The organism is Pseudomonas sp. IT-P171, assembly GCF_949767765.1.
Taxonomy (GTDB): domain Bacteria; phylum Pseudomonadota; class Gammaproteobacteria; order Pseudomonadales; family Pseudomonadaceae; genus Aquipseudomonas; species Aquipseudomonas fluorescens_B.
In genome coordinates this window covers 73,157-91,558 of record NZ_CATKQN010000007.1, presented here as the reverse complement: position 1 = coordinate 91,558, position 18,402 = coordinate 73,157, and the positions used below count along the sequence as shown (strand labels likewise).

Annotated in this window: 18 protein-coding genes, 1 tRNA gene and 1 pseudogene; 9 read left to right on the top strand and 11 right to left on the bottom strand. The window is 57.9% G+C overall.

What is annotated here, in order from left to right; all coding sequences use genetic code 11:
• The first annotated feature begins 195 nt into the window (after window positions 1-195).
• Both ACM6I5_RS06195 and ACM6I5_RS06190 read left to right on the top strand, forming a co-directional pair.
• Window positions 196-1,731 (top strand): NCS1 family nucleobase:cation symporter-1, encoded by a 1,536-nt coding sequence (locus ACM6I5_RS06195; protein WP_017337446.1) that lies wholly within the window; start codon window positions 196-198, stop codon window positions 1,729-1,731.
• A 56-nt stretch (window positions 1,732-1,787) separates the two neighbouring features.
• Entirely contained in the window at window positions 1,788-2,516 is a 729-nt protein-coding gene (locus ACM6I5_RS06190) for an aspartate/glutamate racemase family protein (protein WP_017337445.1), read from the top strand.
• A gap of 106 nt (window positions 2,517-2,622) precedes the next feature.
• On the opposite strand, the gene ACM6I5_RS06185 is transcribed toward ACM6I5_RS06190, so the two are convergent.
• Window positions 2,623-3,546: a LysR family transcriptional regulator gene (locus ACM6I5_RS06185; protein ID WP_031318602.1), complete on the bottom strand. Its 924-nt coding sequence runs from the start codon at window positions 3,544-3,546 to the stop codon at window positions 2,623-2,625.
• Between the two features lie 125 nt (window positions 3,547-3,671).
• On the opposite strand from ACM6I5_RS06185, the gene ACM6I5_RS06180 reads away from it, so the two are divergent.
• Window positions 3,672-4,418, top strand: coding sequence for a 3-oxoacyl-ACP reductase family protein (locus tag ACM6I5_RS06180; protein WP_017337443.1), 747 nt, complete (start codon window positions 3,672-3,674; stop codon window positions 4,416-4,418).
• Between the two features lie 78 nt (window positions 4,419-4,496).
• On the opposite strand, the gene ACM6I5_RS06175 is transcribed toward ACM6I5_RS06180, so the two are convergent.
• Window positions 4,497-5,192, bottom strand: coding sequence for an HAD-IA family hydrolase (locus ACM6I5_RS06175; protein WP_017337442.1), 696 nt, complete (start codon window positions 5,190-5,192; stop codon window positions 4,497-4,499).
• Window positions 5,193-5,452: 260 nt separating this feature from the next.
• On the opposite strand from ACM6I5_RS06175, the gene ACM6I5_RS06170 reads away from it, so the two are divergent.
• The 3 genes from ACM6I5_RS06170 (at window position 5,453) to ACM6I5_RS06160 (ending at window position 11,272) form a co-directional block, all read left to right on the top strand.
• Entirely contained in the window at window positions 5,453-10,321 is a 4,869-nt protein-coding gene (locus ACM6I5_RS06170; protein WP_414883410.1) for an RHS repeat-associated core domain-containing protein, read from the top strand.
• Window positions 10,322-10,323: 2 nt separating this feature from the next.
• The gene (locus tag ACM6I5_RS06165; protein ID WP_017337440.1) at window positions 10,324-10,764 is read left to right on the top strand and encodes a hypothetical protein; all 441 of its coding nucleotides are present in this window, start codon (window positions 10,324-10,326) and stop codon (window positions 10,762-10,764) included.
• A 67-nt stretch (window positions 10,765-10,831) separates the two neighbouring features.
• Entirely contained in the window at window positions 10,832-11,272 is a 441-nt protein-coding gene (locus ACM6I5_RS06160; RefSeq protein ID WP_017337439.1) for a hypothetical protein, read from the top strand.
• 1 nt (window position 11,273) lies between these two features.
• On the opposite strand, the gene ACM6I5_RS06155 is transcribed toward ACM6I5_RS06160, so the two are convergent.
• From ACM6I5_RS06155 to ACM6I5_RS06120, 8 genes and pseudogenes are all read right to left on the bottom strand, one after another.
• Window positions 11,274-11,492 carry a hypothetical protein gene (locus ACM6I5_RS06155; RefSeq protein ID WP_017337438.1) on the bottom strand — a complete coding sequence of 73 codons (219 nt, stop codon included), beginning with the start codon at window positions 11,490-11,492 and terminating at the stop codon, window positions 11,274-11,276.
• 108 nt (window positions 11,493-11,600) lie between these two features.
• Window positions 11,601-11,789: a hypothetical protein gene (locus ACM6I5_RS06150; protein WP_017337437.1), complete on the bottom strand. Its 189-nt coding sequence runs from the start codon at window positions 11,787-11,789 to the stop codon at window positions 11,601-11,603.
• 129 nt (window positions 11,790-11,918) lie between these two features.
• Window positions 11,919-12,347 (bottom strand): glycine zipper domain-containing protein, encoded by a 429-nt coding sequence (locus tag ACM6I5_RS06145; protein ID WP_017337436.1) that lies wholly within the window; start codon window positions 12,345-12,347, stop codon window positions 11,919-11,921.
• Between the two features lie 189 nt (window positions 12,348-12,536).
• The gene (locus tag ACM6I5_RS06140; RefSeq protein ID WP_017337435.1) at window positions 12,537-12,908 is read right to left on the bottom strand and encodes a hypothetical protein; all 372 of its coding nucleotides are present in this window, start codon (window positions 12,906-12,908) and stop codon (window positions 12,537-12,539) included.
• Window positions 12,909-13,220: 312 nt separating this feature from the next.
• The gene (locus ACM6I5_RS06135) at window positions 13,221-13,409 is read right to left on the bottom strand and encodes a hypothetical protein (RefSeq protein WP_031318578.1); all 189 of its coding nucleotides are present in this window, start codon (window positions 13,407-13,409) and stop codon (window positions 13,221-13,223) included.
• Between the two features lie 179 nt (window positions 13,410-13,588).
• Window positions 13,589-13,909, bottom strand: a complete 321-nt coding sequence (locus ACM6I5_RS06130; RefSeq protein WP_017337360.1) for a YbjQ family protein — start codon at window positions 13,907-13,909, stop codon at window positions 13,589-13,591.
• A gap of 68 nt (window positions 13,910-13,977) precedes the next feature.
• Window positions 13,978-14,178: pseudogene (locus ACM6I5_RS06125) on the bottom strand (6-aminohexanoate hydrolase); the annotation flags it as partial.
• A 211-nt stretch (window positions 14,179-14,389) separates the two neighbouring features.
• Window positions 14,390-14,479 (bottom strand) — tRNA-Ser (locus tag ACM6I5_RS06120).
• Window positions 14,480-14,788: 309 nt separating this feature from the next.
• Between ACM6I5_RS06120 and ACM6I5_RS06115 the strand changes: the two genes are divergently transcribed.
• The 3 genes from ACM6I5_RS06115 (at window position 14,789) to ACM6I5_RS06105 (ending at window position 17,527) form a co-directional block, all read left to right on the top strand.
• Window positions 14,789-15,478 carry a crotonase/enoyl-CoA hydratase family protein gene (locus ACM6I5_RS06115; RefSeq protein WP_414878589.1) on the top strand — a complete coding sequence of 230 codons (690 nt, stop codon included), beginning with the start codon at window positions 14,789-14,791 and terminating at the stop codon, window positions 15,476-15,478.
• Window positions 15,479-15,691: 213 nt separating this feature from the next.
• Window positions 15,692-16,414 (top strand): lysophospholipid acyltransferase family protein, encoded by a 723-nt coding sequence (locus ACM6I5_RS06110; protein WP_017337357.1) that lies wholly within the window; start codon window positions 15,692-15,694, stop codon window positions 16,412-16,414.
• Window positions 16,415-16,555: 141 nt separating this feature from the next.
• Window positions 16,556-17,527 carry a magnesium and cobalt transport protein CorA gene (locus ACM6I5_RS06105; RefSeq protein WP_017337356.1) on the top strand — a complete coding sequence of 324 codons (972 nt, stop codon included), beginning with the start codon at window positions 16,556-16,558 and terminating at the stop codon, window positions 17,525-17,527.
• Between the two features lie 103 nt (window positions 17,528-17,630).
• On the opposite strand, the gene ACM6I5_RS06100 is transcribed toward ACM6I5_RS06105, so the two are convergent.
• A complete protein-coding gene (locus tag ACM6I5_RS06100; protein ID WP_414878588.1) occupies window positions 17,631-18,359 on the bottom strand; it encodes an amidotransferase in 729 nt (242 codons plus the stop codon).
• Between the last annotated feature and the right edge of the window lie 43 nt (window positions 18,360-18,402).

Below are 18,402 nucleotides of genomic sequence, written 5' to 3'. Positions count from 1 at the left end.
GGCTTAAGTGCATACATGTTTTGTATACAATCAACTCAAAACATACACACACTCAAGATCCGCAAGCCTGAAGCGCCCTATCCCGTACAGGCTGCAGATGCCCCGTAACCAATGATGCTTGTCGCCCGCGACGAAGATTTGTCGAGCCAACGCTCATGCACAGTCATCGCGACGCCAAGCTCGGAGCCTGCCGGAATGCGTACTAGCCTCTCCAACAACAACATCGCGCTGGATCTGCCCTCCTTTCCACCCACCGCTCACGATCAGACCTTTCAAGAACCTGTGGTGCTCAGCCCGCGACTGCACAACAAAGACCTGGCGCCGACCAAAGCCGAAGGCCGGCGCTGGGGCCGATACAGCATTTTCGCGCTGTGGACCAACGACGTTCACAACATCGCCAACTACTCCTTCGCCATCGGCTTGTATGCGCTGGGCCTGGGCGGCTGGCAGATTCTGCTGTCGCTTGGGATCGGCGCAGCGTTGGTGTATTGCTTCATGAACTTGTCCGGCTACATGGGCCAGAAAACCGGGGTGCCGTTTCCGGTCATCAGCCGGATCAGTTTCGGTATCCACGGGGCGCAAATTCCTGCACTGATCCGCGCCGTGATCGCCATCGCCTGGTTCGGCATTCAGACATACCTCGCCTCGGTTGTGTTTCGCGTGCTGCTGACAGCGGTGCATCCGGGCTTCGCCGATTACGATCACGATTCGATCCTTGGCTTGTCGAGCCTGGGCTGGGTGTGTTTTGTCGCCATCTGGCTGGTGCAACTGGCGATCCTCGCCTACGGCATGGAAATGGTGCGGCGCTACGAAGCGTTTGCCGGGCCGGTCATTCTGCTGACCGTCGCGGCCCTCGCCGCCTGGATGTACTTTCAGGCCGACGCGACCATCGCCTGGTCGATCCGCGAGCCGCTAACCGGCGGCGAGATGTGGCGCAATATCTTCGCTGGCGGCGCGTTGTGGCTGGCGATCTACGGCACGCTGATTCTCAACTTCTGCGACTTCGCCCGTTCATCGCCGTGCCGCAAGACGATCAAGGTCGGAAATTTCTGGGGCCTGCCGGTGAATATTCTGGTGTTCGCCGGCATCACCGTCCTGCTGTGCGGTGCGCAATTTCAGATCAACGGCCGGATCATCGAAAGTCCGACGGAAATCATCGCGTCGATTCCCAACACCTTCTTTCTGGTGCTCGGGTGCCTGGCGTTCCTGATCGTCACCGTGGCGGTGAACATCATGGCCAACTTCGTCGCCCCGGCCTTCGTGCTCAGTAACCTGGCGCCGAAATACCTGACCTTCCGTCGCGCCGGGCTGATCAGCGCGACCATTGCGGTACTGATCCTGCCGTGGAACCTCTACAACAGCCCGTTGGTGATCGTGTATTTCCTGTCCGGTCTCGGCGCCCTGCTCGGCCCGTTGTATGGCGTGATCATGGTCGACTACTGGCTTGTACGAAAAGGTCAGGTCAACGTGCCGCAGTTGTACAGCGAGGATCCCGCCGGCGCTTATTACTACAGCCGTGGCGTCAATTTACGTGCGGTGGCGGCGTTCATTCCTGCAGCGCTGATCGCCATCATCCTGGCGCTGGTGCCGGGTTTCCACCTCGTATCACCCTTCTCCTGGCTGATCGGCGCCGTTATTGCCGGGATGCTCTACCTGCTTATCGCCAAGCGGCAGCCCCACTACGCCGACGTCAGCGGTGAAGCCATCGCGGTCGACAACGTCAGCCATTAACCCCATGACGGCCCGGCATCGTCGGGCCGCAGAACCACCCGCTATAAGGACTTCCCATGCGAATTCTCGTGGTCAACGTCAACACCACTGAATCCATCACCCAGGCCATTGCGCGTTCGGCGCAAGCCGTGGCCGCGCCAGGCACCGAAATCATCGGCCTGACGCCACATTTCGGCGCCGACTCCATCGAAGGCAATTTCGAAAGCTACCTGGCGGCCATCGCTGTAATGGACCGGGTGATGTCCTACGACCAGCCTTTCGATGCGGTGATCCAGGCCGGTTATGGCGAGCACGGTCGCGAAGGCTTGCAAGAATTGCTCAACGTGCCGGTAGTGGACATCACCGATGCGGCGGCGAGCACGGCGATGTTCCTCGGTCATGCCTATTCGGTCGTCACTACGCTGGACCGGACGGTGCCGCTGATCGAAGACCGCCTGAAACTGTCCGGGCTCTGGGACCGCTGTGCCTCGGTGCGAGCCAGTGGTCTGGCGGTGCTGGAGCTGGAAGCCGATCCGCAGCGGGCACTGGAAGCGATTGTTCGTCAGGCTGAGCGGGCGGTGGTTGAAGACAAGGCCGAGGTGATCTGCCTCGGCTGCGGCGGGATGGCCGGGCTGGATGAACAGATACGCCGGCGCACCGGGGTTCCGGTGGTGGATGGTGTGACGGCGGCGGTGACCATTGCCGAATCGCTGGTGCGGTTGGGGTTGTCGACGTCGAAAGTGCGGACGTATGCCGCGCCGCGGCCGAAGAACATCGTTGGGTGGCCGGGGCGGTTTGGCCGGTAGACCGCGTTATCGTTCATCGCGGGCAAGCCACGCTCCCACAGGGATCTATGCCGTTCACAAATCCCCTATTTGCCCGCGATGGCAGCATCGCTGTCCAAAGCCAGGCTCAAACCGCACTGAACCGCGCCCCCAATCCCTGCTCCGCAAACTGCTCAATAATGAAATCCACAAACGCCCGAGTCTTGCCCGGCAACAATTTGTGCTCAGCGTAATAGATAGAAATATTGCCATCGTCGACATACCAATCGGGCAACACCCGCAGCAACGTTCCGGCCTCCAGATACCCCGCGGCAAACGGCATGCTCACCAGCGCAATGCCCAACCCCTGAGCCGCGGTCGCACAGGCCGCTTCCGAATCGCTCATGGTCATCCGCGCCTTGAGTGTCAGGGGACTGTGTTGCCGAGTGCGACTGGTCAACTGCCAGGAACGCACGCGCCCCGTCTGCGGCGACCGAATGAGGATGCCATCGTGATGCTTGAGATCATCGGGCTCGACGATCGCCTCGCGCTCCGCCAGATAGTCGGCTGAAGCCACCAATACCCGATGGGCTGGCGTCAGCTTGCGCGCCACAACGCCTTGCGGCAGCTCGAATCCCCCACCGATCGCGGCATCGAATCCCTGAGCGATCAGGTCGACCTGTCGGTTATCGAAATGCCAATCCGGGTTGATTGCCGGAAACCGCCGCAGAAACTCGCCCAACAGGGGCACGACATACAAACGGCCGAACATCGTGCCCATGCTGACTTTCAGCGTACCGGCCGGGCGTCCTTCGGCGCTGGCGAGGTTTGCCACCGCATTCTGGATGGTGAGCAGACTGGAACTGACTTCGCCGAGAAACAACTGACCGGCCTCGGTCAACGTCAGGCTGCGGGTGCTGCGCTGAAACAGCCGCACGCCGAGGTGCGCCTCAAGTTTTGCCACACTCTTGCCCACCGCTGCGGGTGTCAGGCTCAGTCGCCGCGCGGCTTCGGCAAAGCTGCCGACTTCCGCACTGCGCACGAAGCATTCGATACTGCTGAAGGTTTCCATAGGCGCCACTATAAACTTCTGGTTTACACAGACTATCGCAATTACCGGCTACTCAGCGTGTAATCGGGAATCGATACTAGGCTCCATCAACCGAGACATCTCGCCTCGGGATTTTGGAGATCGACATGACTACTCAGAACCTCAGCGGCAAAGTGGCTTTGATTCAAGGCGGGTCCCGCGGCATCGGCGCTGCCATCGTCAAACGCCTGGCCGCTGAAGGCGCGACCGTTGCCTTCACCTACGTCAGCTCCACGGCCAAGGCCGAAGAACTGCAACACAGCATCACCGGCAGCGGCGGCAAAGCGCTGGCCATCAAGGCTGACAGTGCCGACGCCGAGGCCATTCGCAACGCCGTGAGCGCCACCGTCAAAGCCTTCGGACGCCTGGACATCCTGGTCAACAACGCTGGCGTGCTGGCCGTGGCCCCGCTGGAAGATTTCAAACTCGAAGACTTCGACCAGACGCTGGCGATCAACGTCCGCAGCGTGTTCATCGCCACCCAGGCTGCCGCAAAACACATGACCGAAGGCGGTCGCATCATCAACATAGGCAGCACCAACGCCGACCGCATGCCCTTCGCCGGTGGCGGCCCTTATGCCATGAGCAAATCGGCGCTGGTCGGCCTGACCAAGGGCCTGGCCCGCGACCTCGGCCCGCGTGGAATCACCATCAACAACGTGCAACCGGGCCCGGTCGATACAGATATGAACCCGGCCAGCGGCGACTTCGCCGAAAGCCTGATCCCGTTGATGGCGGTGGGTCGTTACGGTAAAGCGGAAGAGATCGCCAGCTTCGTCGCTTACCTTGTGGGGCCGGAAGCCGGTTACATCACCGGTGCCAGCCTGACTATCGACGGCGGTTTCGGTGCCTGATACGGATCAGTCAACACACAAACTGTGGGATCGAGCTTGCTCGCTCCCACAGTTGCCTGTGTCTTGCTGCCTGTCGCGTTAAGCCCACTCAAGCGCGGGCAAACCGCAAGCACCTGGCGTGAACGCTTTCAACGTACGAAGAATGCCATCCGCGTGTGCGTATTTTTCGTCAGCCATCGCCGCATCGGGAATCGCAATCGCCGTCATCCCCGCCGCTTTCGCCGCCGTGACACCGAACGGCGAATCCTCGAACACCAGGCAATCTTCAGGCGCAACGCCCAGGCGTCGTGCTGCCGTGAGGAAGATATCCGGCGCCGGTTTGGCTGCGCCAACCTCCGGGTCATCGGCCGTCACAATGAAGTCGAACAGCGCAAACCAGTCGCGGTGCAACGTGGTTTTCTGGCCGAACGACTGACGCGAAGAACTGGTGCCCACCGCAATCGGAATGTTGTTGGCCTTCAAATGCCGAACCAGCTCCTCTGCACCAGGCATCGCCAACGCTGTAGGAAAACGCTCGCGCATCAGCGGCTCGCGGATCACCAGGAACTCCTCGGCGGTGATCGGCAGCTCCAGCGCCTCGACCACATAACGCGCCAGATCGCCCGCGCCGCGGCCGATGATGTTCTGCTTGACGCTCCAGTCGAAGGTCCGGCCATAGCGCCCGGCAATGATCGACGTAACCTCGGTGTAAATGCCCTCGGTGTCCAGCAGCAAGCCGTCCATATCGAAAATCACGGCTTTGATCGGGCCGAACTCTTTCAGCGGTGCATTCATCGCATCTGATCCGTTTTTAATGACATCCCGACCGACTCCAGTACGGCTGAATCGCGGATTTGATTAAAGGGTTCAGCAGCATAACGAGCGCGGCCGACATAGAGCAACGTGCAATCTCCCGACGGTCCAGCACCGGTTCGGAAGTGCTGCCGATGATTTAGCGATTTGCCCTACACCAAACGCCTCCTTTCCCGACTTCTTTCCCCGTTGATCCCCCGCAAAGTCTCGCGATCAAAATTGATCCGCGCGAGGGACTGCGAATGTTCAACCCCGACAAGGTCCTGGCCTTGAACAACGCCATCGGATTGCTCGTGGTCGCCGCCATGAACCCGGGGCAACCGGACGTCGAAGCGTTGCTCGGGGATTTTCGCCTCTGCCTCAACGACTACGAGGCCTGGGCGGAAAACTTCTGGACCGGTTGGGCGCTGGACGTCGAGCAGGTGTTCAAGGTCGGCAACGACGTTCGCTTGAGTGCACCGAAGGACTCCACCGCGCCTGTCAGTTCGACACTCGCCACGTGCCCGGCCAGCGGCCCGTTGACCCTGGTGCACCTGTTTGAAGCTGCGCGTTTCGTGCCGATCGGCGATACGCCGGTGATGCTCGAACCCCTGCTGGCCGAGGACAACGGCTTACCGACGTTTGGCGAGCCGATTCACAAAGTCATTGGCCCCAGCGGCATTCTCGAAATCCCTGAATGCTGGCGTGGCCAGCGTTACCGCATCACGTTCTTTCCCGACGTATCCACCGAACACGTCAAAGCGCTTTACGCCTCTTATCAAAGCGTGATCGACGAACTTGAAGGTTGGTTGCGCAACGAATGGACAACCGAGTTTCAACCGCTGTGGGCGGGTTTTACCGAGGCAGGTTTCACTGAACGCTATGGCCTGCTGCAGCGGGCCGATTGGCGTGGCTTCGAGAAATCGCTGCACGGTTTGTGGGATGACGTGAAGCAGGTATTTGCCCTGATGGCAGACCTGCAAGCCAACAGCGAAAAACTCCTGGAGTACCTGAGCGAGGTTGAGCTCGAAACGCTGTTGAACGCATCGACCGAAGCCATCGCCAACGTCCTGCTGGTGTTAAGCGATGAGCCGTTGATGTTCATTCACCTCGCGGCCTTCACCAGTTGGTTGCGCCTGTTGCCACCGCAGTACGTCGCCGAGGTGGTGGCGGAAATTCGTACAGAGATACTGATCGGTTTCCTGCTGGTGCGCCTCACGGGGCCTGCCGGACTGCACGTCGGCATGAGCGCCAAAGTACTGGGCAAGATCAAGTCCGAACGAGCCCGACAATGGCTGGCGGCGGCAAGTTCGCGCCTGGCCGGGCTCACGGCAAGCGCTGACCTTACCCGTCACGCAGGTGCGCTTAAACCTTTGATGGTCAATGCCCGGGATGCGCCGCTCAAACCTGCGCCAGCGGTTCCAATGCGCATTACCGACCGTCAATCAGCGGTTGTGCAGGTCAACAATCCACTCGCCATTGCCCGCAACAAATCCCAAACCAGGACCCGCCTGACCCGGCAGGAACATCGCGATGATGCCTCCGCCCCGGCGAAAAACCCGAACGGCGACAGTGTCGATTCAGCGGACAACACCGCGACCAACGGCTGCCCGGTGTCGATGGTCACCGGCGAAGAACTGCTGACGCTGATCGATGGCTCGCTGGATGGTCTGTTGCCGTTCGAGTTCACCCGCGTTTATCGCACCAGTGCCGTCGAAATCGACGGCGGGCTCGGATTTGGCTGGAGTCACTCCCTGGCGCACCGGTTGGAAATCGATGGCGACAACGTCAGTTGGATCGACCACGAAAACCGCTGCATCACTTTCCCGCTGCCGAACAGCGAACGACCGGCCATCCACAACAGCCTGTCGCGGGCGGCCATTTATCTGGGGGGTGAGCCGGAAGAACTGGTCCTCGCACTGGCCGGCGAAGCAACGCGCTTTTACCACTTCCGGACAGGACGACTGACGGCGATCAGCGACGCTTATGGCAACCGGCTGACGGTGCAGCGCGACAGATCCGACAGAATCACGCGCCTCGACAGCGGCGCAGGGCGTTCACTGCGATTGCGCTATGAGCGCCGACACCTCGTCGCCGTCGAGTATCAGAGCTTTCACCCAGCTGCCACGCTGGAAGACGCCTGGCGTACCGAGCAGACACTGGTTGCCTATCGCTACGACGCCTGTCATCGCTTGATCGAAGCCACCAATGCCCTCGGTGAAAGCGAACGCTACGACTACGACGGCCAGCAGGTCATTTTGCAGCGGCAACTGGCCGGTGGCGCGAGTTTCTTCTGGGAGTGGGAAGGGTCCGGCAAGGCTGTGCGATGCGTCCGACACTGGGCGTCGTTTTCGCAAATGGACACGCGGTATGTCTGGGATGACGCGGGCAGTGTCACGGTCCGCAACAGTGATGGCAGTGAAGAGGTTTATCAACACGACGACCGCGCACGCCTGGTACGCCGGGTCGGGCTGGAAGGTGGCGAAGCGCTAAAGGCCTATGACGATAAGGGCCGTCTGGTTGCCGAGCAGGATCCGCAGGGCGCGGTCACTGAGTACCGTTACGACGATGTCGGACGGCTGATTGCGCTGATTCCATCGGAGGACGAGCCCACGTCCTACGAGTACCGCAACGGTTTCCTGCACGCGCGGTATCGCGGCAAAGCGGTGTGGAAGTACCAGCGCAACCCTCAGGGTGACATCACCGAGGCGACCGATCCTGACGGTGAGACGACCCACTATCACTACGACGAAAAAGGTCAGTTGCTGTCGATCCGTTACCCGGACAACAGCCGTCATCTCTTCGTCTGGAATACCTTGGGGCAACGGGTCGAAGAAACCTTGCCGGGCGGTGGTCAGCGGCGGTTTTCCTACGATGCGTTGGGCCGGCAGACGACTCGTCAGGACGAACATGGTGCGGTCACCCGCTATCAATGGGACGCCGTGGGCAGGCTGGTTCTTACGACGCTTCCCACGGGCACCGTCCGCGCCTTCAGCTACAACGCCTACGGCAAGATAACCGCCGAGCGCGACGAACTGGGCCGCGTCACGCGTTACGAATACGCCGACGATTTGCACCTGGTCAGCCGCCGGATCAATCCCGACGGAACTCAGCTGCGTTATCGCTACGACAACGCACAGCTGTTACTCACCGAGATCGAAAACGAGTCAGGCGAAAAATATCGGCTGGACTACACGCCCAATGGCTTGATCCGACAGGAAACCGGATTCGACGGCCGTCGCACCGCGTATGCCTACGACCTCAACGGTCATCTGCTGGAGAAAACCGAGGCTGGCGACGATGGCTCGCAACTCGTCACCGCTTATGCACGAGACTCGGCCGGCCGCTTGCTGGTCAAGACCCTGCCCGACGGCATCAAGATTCGATATTGCTACGACAGCCTGGGACGGCTGGTCAGCGTTGACGACGGTCACGATCACCCGTTGGAATTCGAGTACGACCAACAGGATCGGCTGATCACCGAACACCAGGGCTGGGGCACCCTGCGTTATGGCTACGACGCCTGCGGCCAGCTCAAACGGATGCGTCTGCCGGACGGCAGCAAACTCGATTATCGCCACGCCAAGGGCGGCGCGCTGACCGCCATCGATCTCAACGGCACGCGGCTCACCACCCACCAATCCACCTTCGGTCGCGAACAGCAGCGCCAGCAAGGCCTACTGCTAAGCGAATTCTCCTACGACGATCAAGGCCGTCTGAAGGCGCATGCCGTCAGCCAACACCAGCAACCGCTGTACCGCCGCGATTATGCCTACAGCCTCAACGGCAATCTCGACAGCCTCGCCGACAGCCGCCACGGCCAGCGCAGTTACCACTACGATCCTCTCAACCGACTGACCCGCGTCCGCCACTCTCGCGACCAGCCACCGGAAAGCTTCGCCCACGACCCGGCCGGCAACCTGCTGATGCAGGACCGCCCCGGCCCGACCACCGTCAACGGCAATCGCCTGCTGAGGCAGGGCGACCGGCGCTATGACTACGACGCCTTCGGCAACCTGATCCGCGAACGCCGCGGCACCGGGCAAAAACTGGTCACCGAATACCGCTACGACTGCCAGCACCGGCTGATCGGCGTCACCACCCCGGATGGCCGCTGCGCCAGCTACCGCTACGACGCCTTCGGCCGCCGCATCGGCAAAACCGTCGACGGCAAAACCACAGAATTCTTCTGGCAAGGCGACCACCTCGTCGCCGAAAGCAGCCGCGAGCACTACCGCAGTTACGTTTACGAACCGGGCACTTTCCGTCCGTTGGCCATGCTTGATGGCAAGGGACCGCTAAAGGCATGCCCGTTCTATTACCAACTCGACCACCTCGGTACACCGCAGGAACTGACGGATTACAGCGGCGAAATCGTCTGGGCAGCCCAATACAACGCCTATGGCCGCCTCACCCGCCTTAACCGCGACACCCACCAGATCCTCGACCAGCCCTTGCGGTTTCAGGGGCAGTACTTTGATGCCGAGAGCGGCCTGCACTACAACCGCCATCGGTATTACCAACCGGATGTTGGACGGTACCTGACGCCGGATCCGAGCAAGCTGGCCGGGGGATTGAATCAGTACCAGTACACGCGGAGTCCGACGGGGTGGGTTGATCCGTTGGGGTTGAGTGAGTGTCCGGGAGGGGACGGGTGTAAGCGGACTTCATCTGGTGACAAGGACCTGGTGGACAGGGTTACGGTTGATCAGGGGGAGCCCAAAACTCCAAATATCAAAAAGGATAACTATTATTTGTACCGAGGTGACGAGCGAGAACCGTGGGAAATTTTTGAGGGGGGATTTGAGCCATGGGGAGACAGCGAAGACCTGTACCTGCACGCAGTAGATAACAAAAACCCTCCAAGCTACTTTGTTAGTACTTCGACAGAGGAAAAACAAGCGAAAAAATTTGCCACGGGCCACTGGATTGCCGACGGTTATGTTTATGTACTAAAAAATATAAGTGGGCTCGATGTAAACAAAGAACTTGGATTAATGTCCCCTCATCGACGCGAAGTAGAAATAGCTGTCCCGGGAGGCATAAAAAACGATGACATCGTCGGTGCTACGCCCGTTTATGAGGATGGTAGCTATAAAGGCTATTCAATACCCAACCCTTTCAGGAAATGACCATGAAAGACCTAGAAATATCAATAGACAATAACGGAACCATTGAAACAGCCACAATTCAATGCAACAGGAGAAAGCTTGAACTAACTTTTATAATGAAAAATGGCCTAACCAAAACTTACAGCGACTATGACATGTATGCGTGCTTCGGTTTATTAAGAGCTGACCACCCTGAAATAAAATTTCTATGCAAAGGCGCCAAACTGAATGTTCATCCCTCTCGCATGTCTTCGCAAATGTCCACCGGACTTGTTGCATACGAACTGAAACTAGGGATCCCTAGTGAGGAAGAGGACCTGGTAAGAATTTTTGATTACGAAGACGAAAACCTCACCAATAATATCGAAGAGCAAAGAACTTTTTACAAACGTTGGCTGGAGTCACTTGGAATTTCATTGACCATACGCGGCCAGGAATCTAAAGGCAATTCTGAAACGCCATAAAAACCCGCCACCCTGGAAACATTTATTACTTAAACTCCACAGCCGCCACATTACAACGAGAACGCAGATGCTCAGACATAAAATAAAACTTAAAACAGGCACAAAAATTGAAAATGCAATAATTGAAGCGCATCTAGACTCTTTAACCTTTATAAGAGAAAACGGATTCAGAAAAACATACAGCGACCACGACCAATTTTTTTGCCTCGCACAAATCCGCAAGGAATTTCCTGAAATAAAGTTTCTTTGCAAAGGATCAAAACTTAATGTATTCCCATCGCGAATGTGCTCTCAGATGAGCAATGGGTCAGTAGCCTATGAGATGACTTTGGGGCAATCAGCATCATTCGAAGATATTGTCCGCACCTTCGATTATGAAGACGAAAACATCGTCAAGGATATTTCCGAACAAATAGCTTTCTTTGATTTATGGAGGAATGATTTTATTGGAAAACAAAAAAAGTCAGCCGAGCTTAAAGACGACGCGGTGAAAGACCACAAAATATAATCTAACTCGGTTCGTGAGCTCCATCTCCCCCTGCAACATCCGGATCATCAGGCAACGCTTCAACATCAGTATCAGTTCGCTTTACATCACTATCAGGCACCTGCTCCACCCCCGCCTCGTCATCATCCGGCGGCCGCTGATCGCGACTCAGCGAGTCGGTCGGCGAAGGCAGTGGGTACTCCGGGGTATCGTCATCGGTGTCTTTCGGGCCAGCGTTCATAAGTCACCTCTCAAGGGGCCTGAAAAACAGGTCCTGACATTTTGATGACAGCGTGACGAACGCAGTTCGATCAGGGGGACGATCGGTCGCCCCGATCGCAGCGGCTAATCATTGCTCGTCTTCGTCGTCATCCTCGTCTTCAAACTCTGTCTGGCCCATGTCACCCGCCTCATCGGCATCGTTGAGCGGCACCGTTGCATCATCCATCAGCGACCCCGGATCTTCATTACCCGGATCATTGATAAACGGTAGTCCGCTCGGACCTTTTTCTTCCTTGCCTTCGGTTTCAGGCGTCATGGCATACCTCTCGATATTCAGGTGTGTATGAAGTTCGAGGCAGACTGGGAGCAAACGTTCCGGAGTCCTTCTCGCGCAAACGAAAAAACCCGGCGCCAGGCCGGGTTTCTACTGTCATTCGCGATCGGGTCAGCGATGTTTATTCCTGTGTTTATTCTTGTGTTTGTTTTTGTGCCCGTTTCCGGAATGGGAACTGCCACTGTCGGTGCCCAGGTTATTGCCCACCGCGCCACCCGCTGCACCGCCCAGGCCTGCGCCGATAGTGGAACCGGTCGAGCCACCGAGGCTGTTACCAATCACCGAGCCACCCGCCGAGCCCAAACCACCACCAACGGCCGCTGCGGTGCGACTGCCTTTAGGTGCGCCAACCGCACTGCCCGCCGCGCCACCCACACCTGCGCCAATCGCTGCACCTGTGCTGCCGCCCATTTGCTGGCCGACCACGTTACCCAGTGCACCGCCAATACCACCGCCAACAGCCGCGGTGCCATCACCGGCAGCCATCGCACCTTGAGCGACCAAAAGTCCCAGAACCAACGTGGACAATGTCAAACGCATGATATGAACCTCTAATTCCGCATCGGGGGAAAAGAACGCGCTGCGGATCGGCGGAGTCTACCACCTGCCCCACTGAATCCGGTCAGCGATGACGTTTGGACCGCCAAAGATGCGCTAGCTGCGAAGAAGAAACAGCCAGATACAAAAAGCCCGGCATCAAAGCCGGGCTTTTGAACTGATCACTCAGGATCAGTGACGCTTGTGACCCTTGGCCAGATTGCTGCCAACGCCACCGCCCAACGCACCGCCCAAACCAGCACCGATGGTGGAACCGGTCTTGCCGCCCAGGCTGTTGCCGATCACCGAACCACCAGCTGCACCCACACCGCCGCCGATCGCCGCCTTGGTACGGCTGCCTTTGCGTGCTGCCACGGCACTGCCGGCTGCGCCCGCAACACCGGCACCAATCGCTGCGCCGGTGCTGCCGCCCATGCTTTGACCGACGACATTACCCAGCGCGCCACCCAGACCGCCACCCAGCGCGGCCGTGCCGTCGCCAGCAGCCATTGCACCTTGAGCAACCAAAAGCCCCAGAACCAGGGCGGGCAGTGTTAAACGCATGACAAGAACCTCAAAAATAGGGGGAAATCAAAAAGGGTCGAGATTGAATGCTTTAGCGGCGAGAAAGTCCAGACGCACGAACCCGACCTCGCCATTGGCGACGGTTGGACAACGTTTATGGAAAAGGTTTTATGACAGGCAAAAAAAAGCCCGCTGGGGAGACGGGCCAGGTGTTGCTTTCTAACGGATGAGTTGAGATTACGTAGGACCTTGTGAAAAGTTTGTGAAAAGGCCGGACCAAAAAAAACAGGCCTCGACAAAAATCATTCAGACATAAAAAACCCCGCTTGATGCGGGGTCTTTTCATGGAAGCTACTTCCTGACCGGCGTCGCTACCTTGGGTAGAAATTTCGCCTTCGGTCCCTGGCGCACCATGGTTTTCATCTTGCCGAGCTTGACCTTGTCGTCACCAAAGCCCGACTCATAGTCTGTCTGGCCACACTGCACGCAATTGTTGATCGGAAATTCAGCCCCGTCGTCTTCGATATACGGATCAGCCATCTTTTCACCCCTCTCAAAATGCGGGATCGACACCGGCAAGCCCTATTTGCCTGAAACATATCGACCACCAAGCTTTTGAGACTAGTCGGTCATTACCGGACTTGTAATTCATATCACCGATGCCCGACGAATGGGCTACACCGCTTCCTACAAAACCAACACAACAATTCGTACCGGACTCACCTCAGTTTAACCGCCGTCCCGGTGACGAAAACCACCACCATCCCGCCCTTCCCGGCCGGCATGCTGATCTCGAAATCGAGCCCCACCACGGCATCGGCCTGAATCGCCCGCGCCCGTTCCTTGATCTCATCGGTCGCCTGAATCCGCGCTTCTTTCAACGCACGCTCCAATGTCTGAGAGCGCCCGCCGAAGAAGTCGCGCATCCCGGCGAACATGTCCCGAATAACGTTGACGCCCTGCACCGACTCGGCGCTGACAATGTCCAGGTAGGCGGTGATCTGTCGGCCTTCGATGGCGTGGGTTGTGGTGGTGATCATAGGTTTTCCTTTTTCATGGCCCTGGCACTCAAGGCAACCGGGATAAATGTTGAGCCAGCGCATCAAACGCCGGCAACGGGATGGGAAGCGTACCGAACAATCACCCTCTTGGCCGAGGGATCGACCACGGCTTTGGGCGCGATCTGTTGGCCATTGACCCGACCGTCATTGCGTAGCATCTCGCCAAACCGCGCCAGGTCCCGCAGACCGGTATTCAAGCCACCGCCGGCAAACGGAGTGCCGATGGAGTCCACCGTAAAATAGGCGAACGCGCTGCCGTATTCGCCTTGCCATTAGCCACATTAAGCAGTGGTGGGCGGGACATATTCTGGCCTCCGTCCCCTTGTTGCCCAGTGTGACAAGCTCAGCCCAGGATGCCCCTTGAGCCCCATAAAAGTCCCTTGGGACATTTTTCAGACGCCAAAAACCACAAACCCCCGACTTTCTCTAGGAAAATCAGGGGTTTGTGTTTTACAAATTTGGCGGTGAAGGAGAGATTCGAACTCTCGATACAATTTCTTGTATACACACTTTCCAGGCGTGCTCCTTAAGCCACTCGGACACTTCACCGTATCTCGTCAGACATGTTCTGTCTGTCGAGGCGCGCTAATGTAGTCGAAAGCTTTTCTGATGGCAAACTTTTTTTGCAGAATTTTCATGCGGTTAGCGATTTAGACGTTCTGCGGGTCTCAGGGCAAGGCAAACCCGCCAATCTCCGGCTTCGCACCCTCTTATCTATATAGAAGGCGAGGCATGGCGGGCGTGGCGGGTTGGGCTTGCCCGGAGGGGAAAGTGTGACTGGCGGGTCAGTCACGGCGCTTTACCTGGCCTGCGACGGTGGGTAACGTCTGCCTCAACTTTCATACAAGGAATAGCGTCATGAGTGAGTTGATTTCCTACCACCTCGAAGACGGTATCGCGACCCTGACTTTGAGCAACGGCAAGGTCAATGCTATCTCCCCGGACGTGATTGCTGCGTTTAATGCTGCGCTGGATCAGGCGGTGGCTGATCGTGCAGTGGTGATCATTACCGGTACGCCGGGGATTCTGTCCGGTGGTTATGACTTGAAGGTGATGACAGCCGGCCCTAAAGAAGCCGTGGCGCTGGTGACGGCCGGTTCAACCCTGGCCCGTCGCCTGCTGTCGCACCCGTTCCCGGTGATCGTTGCATGCCCGGGTCATGCCGTGGCCAAGGGTGCGTTCCTGTTGTTGTCGGCGGATTACCGCATCGGTGTCGACGGCCCGTTCAGCATTGGTCTGAACGAAGTGCAGATTGGCATGACCATGCACCACGCCGGTATCGAGATCGCCCGTGATCGCTTGGGCAAAGCGGCATTCAACCGTTCGGTCATCAATGGCGAGATGTTCAATCCGCAGGGTGCCGTGGTTGCAGGCTTCCTTGACGTGGTGGTATCGGCTGAAGAGTTGCAGGGCGCTGCACTGGCGGCGGCGCGTCAACTGAAGAAGATCAACATGAACGCACACAAGAACACCAAGCTGAAGGTGCGCAAGGCGCTGCTGGAAACGCTGGATAACGCAATCATTCTGGATCAGGAACATATGGGTTAAGCCCAGGCGTGCTACACCGAAAAGCCCGACCGTCGTGTCGGGCTTTTTCATACGAGCTCTGTTGAAAAGCCTACAACCGCTCTAGAACACGTCTGACCAATAAGTCGGAAACATGCGCTCAAACATCGGCCATCTCCTACCTTTTAGCGGCAATTGCCGAAAACAGTGCACATCCGTACACTGCGCCACCTTTTGTCCCGGTGGGGCCTGCAAATGCTGTTCGTGCTTCGTATGTTATTGATGGGCTTGCACTTTATCCTGGCCGGTGTACTCGGGGTGATTCTGGGTCTGTGTCGGCCGTTCAATCCTGACAACAGCCGTTTGTGCGCGCGTCTGTATGCGTGGCCGGCGATGTGTATTTTGCGTTTGCGGGTGAAGGCCGAGGTCGGTCCGTTGATGGACAAACCTGACAGCTGCGTGATCATCGCTAACCACCAGTCCAACTACGATCTGTTTGTGTTCGGCAATGTGGTGCCCCGCCGCACCGTGTGCATCGGCAAGAAGAGCCTGAAGTGGGTGCCGTTGTTCGGCCAGTTGTTCTGGCTGGCCGGCAATGTGTTGATCGACCGTGGCAATGCGCACAAGGCGCGCCAGTCTATGTTGACCACGACGCACACGTTGCAGCATGAAGACACCTCGATCTGGGTATTCCCGGAAGGCACGCGCAACCTCGGTGAAGAACTGCTGCCCTTCAAGAAAGGTGCTTTCCAGATGGCGATCGCGGCGGGTGTGCCGATCGTCCCGGTGTGTGTCAGCAGTTACGTAAAGCACATGCGATTGAACCGCTGGCGCAGTGGGAAAATTCTGATCCGTTCACTGCCGGCGATTCCAACCGCCGGACTGAGCCTGGACGACATGCCCCTGCTGATCGCCCAGTGCCGCGAGCAGATGCGCGATTGCATCGCCTCGATGGATCGGCAACTGCAAGCCGCGTGAAACGAAACCCGCCCTGTGCGGGTTTTCTTTTGCCTGCGAGCTTCGAACTCTGCAGATTTCACTGACTCTCAAGCAGCAGACAAGGCTAAGCTGATCAATGCCTGCTACTGCCACCTGCCAAATAAGAAGTGAACCTGAATCATGGGTAGAGTTGTTGCTGCTGCGGTTTACAGCGCTGGAAAGAAAGTCTCCAATATTACCCTCGACGAAGGCGCGGCCTGGGCCGCCAAGCCCGGCCACTTTGTCTGGATCGGCCTTGAAGAACCAAATGCCCAAGAGCTGACGAACCTGCAACGCCAGTTCAACCTGCACGAACTTGCCATCGAAGACGCCCTGGAAAAACACAGTCGACCGAAGCTGGAAACCTTCGGTGATGCCCTGTTTATCGTCACGTATTCGCCGATTCGCAACGAAGGCAAACTGGAGTTCATCGAGACTCATATCTTTGCCGGCAATGGTTACATCATCACCGCCCGGAACGGTCACTCGGCGTCCTACGCCCTTGTCCGACAGCGTTGTGAGGCGCGTCCACTGTTGCTGGAGCACGGGGAAGATTTCGTACTCTATGCCATCCTCGACTTTGTGATTGAAAACTACCAGCCGGTAGGCGAAGCAATCCATGCCGAAATCGATGAGCTCGAGCGAAACGTGCTGTGCAGCGCGCTGAATGAACATGACATCCAGAAGCTTCATGGCCTGCGCCGAGACGTATTGCGCCTGCGTCGTTATGCGGCGCCGATGGTGGAGATCGGCGAGGAACTGCAGAAACTGAATTTTCCGTTTATCGACAAGAACATGCGCCCGTATTTTCGTGATGTGCAGATTCATGTGACACGGCAGATGGAAGACCTGACAACCCTGGCGGATATCGCCAGCCAGACGATTGAAGTCGGGGTGTTGCTGGAGGCCTCACGGCAAAGCGTGGTGCAGCGCAAGTTTGCGGCGTGGGCGGCGATTCTGGCGTTCCCGACGGCGGTGGCCGGGATCTACGGGATGAACTTCCAGAACATGCCGGAGCTGACCTGGCATTACGGGTATTTCGCGGTGTTGGGGTTTATAGCGGTGGGGTGCGTGAGTTTGTGGGGGAGTTTCAAGAAGTCGGGTTGGCTTTGACAACCCATTGCTCCCGCTGGGCAGCGAAGGGGCCCCAAAGGATGGGGCTGCTACGCAGTCCAGCGGGAGCAAGCTCCCTCGCCACAAGTGTTGTGTCAGCCTGCTAAACCGACTGCGCCTCTGGCTTATGCGCCACAAACCGCATCATCCACTCCGCAACGGTGGTGCCGTGATGCTCATGCTCAAGGCTTGCCATGCCTTTCGAATAAATCTGCTCGCCCAGCACTTCCTGGCGAATATCCAGCAACGCCCGCGAGTAATCGTGAATGAACTCCGGATGCCCCTGGAAGCACAGCACTTGATCGTTGATGTGGTAAGCGGCAAACGGGCAGAAATCGCTGGAAGCGATGACCGTGGCGTTTTCCGGTAGCGACGTCACCTGGTCCTGGTGACTGATCAACAACGTCAGCTCTTCGCGCAGCGGGCTCATCCACGGCGCCTTGGCCGCCAGTTTGTAGCTGTGCGTGCCGACGCCCCAGCCCTGGGTCGCGCGCTCGCTCTTGCCGCCCAGCAGCAACGCCAGCAACTGATGGCCGAAGCACACCCCCAGCAGTTTGTCGCCGCGTTCGTAACGGGTCAGCAGGTAAGCACGGAGGGTTTCGATCCACGGGTCGGTGCCGAAGGAATCGGCCTTGCTGCCGGTGACGAGATAGGCGTCAAAAACCTCATCATCGCTTGGGTATTCGCCCTGCATCACGTTATAGACGGTGAACTCGGCCGCGATAGGCTGCTGCGAAAACAGACGCTGGAACATCTGCCCGTAACCCTGATATTGATCGACCAGTTCCGGACGCAGGATGTCGGTTTCCAGAATGCAGATGCGTAACGACATAAAAAATACCTGACACGTGATGGGAATAATGCACACCCCAGAG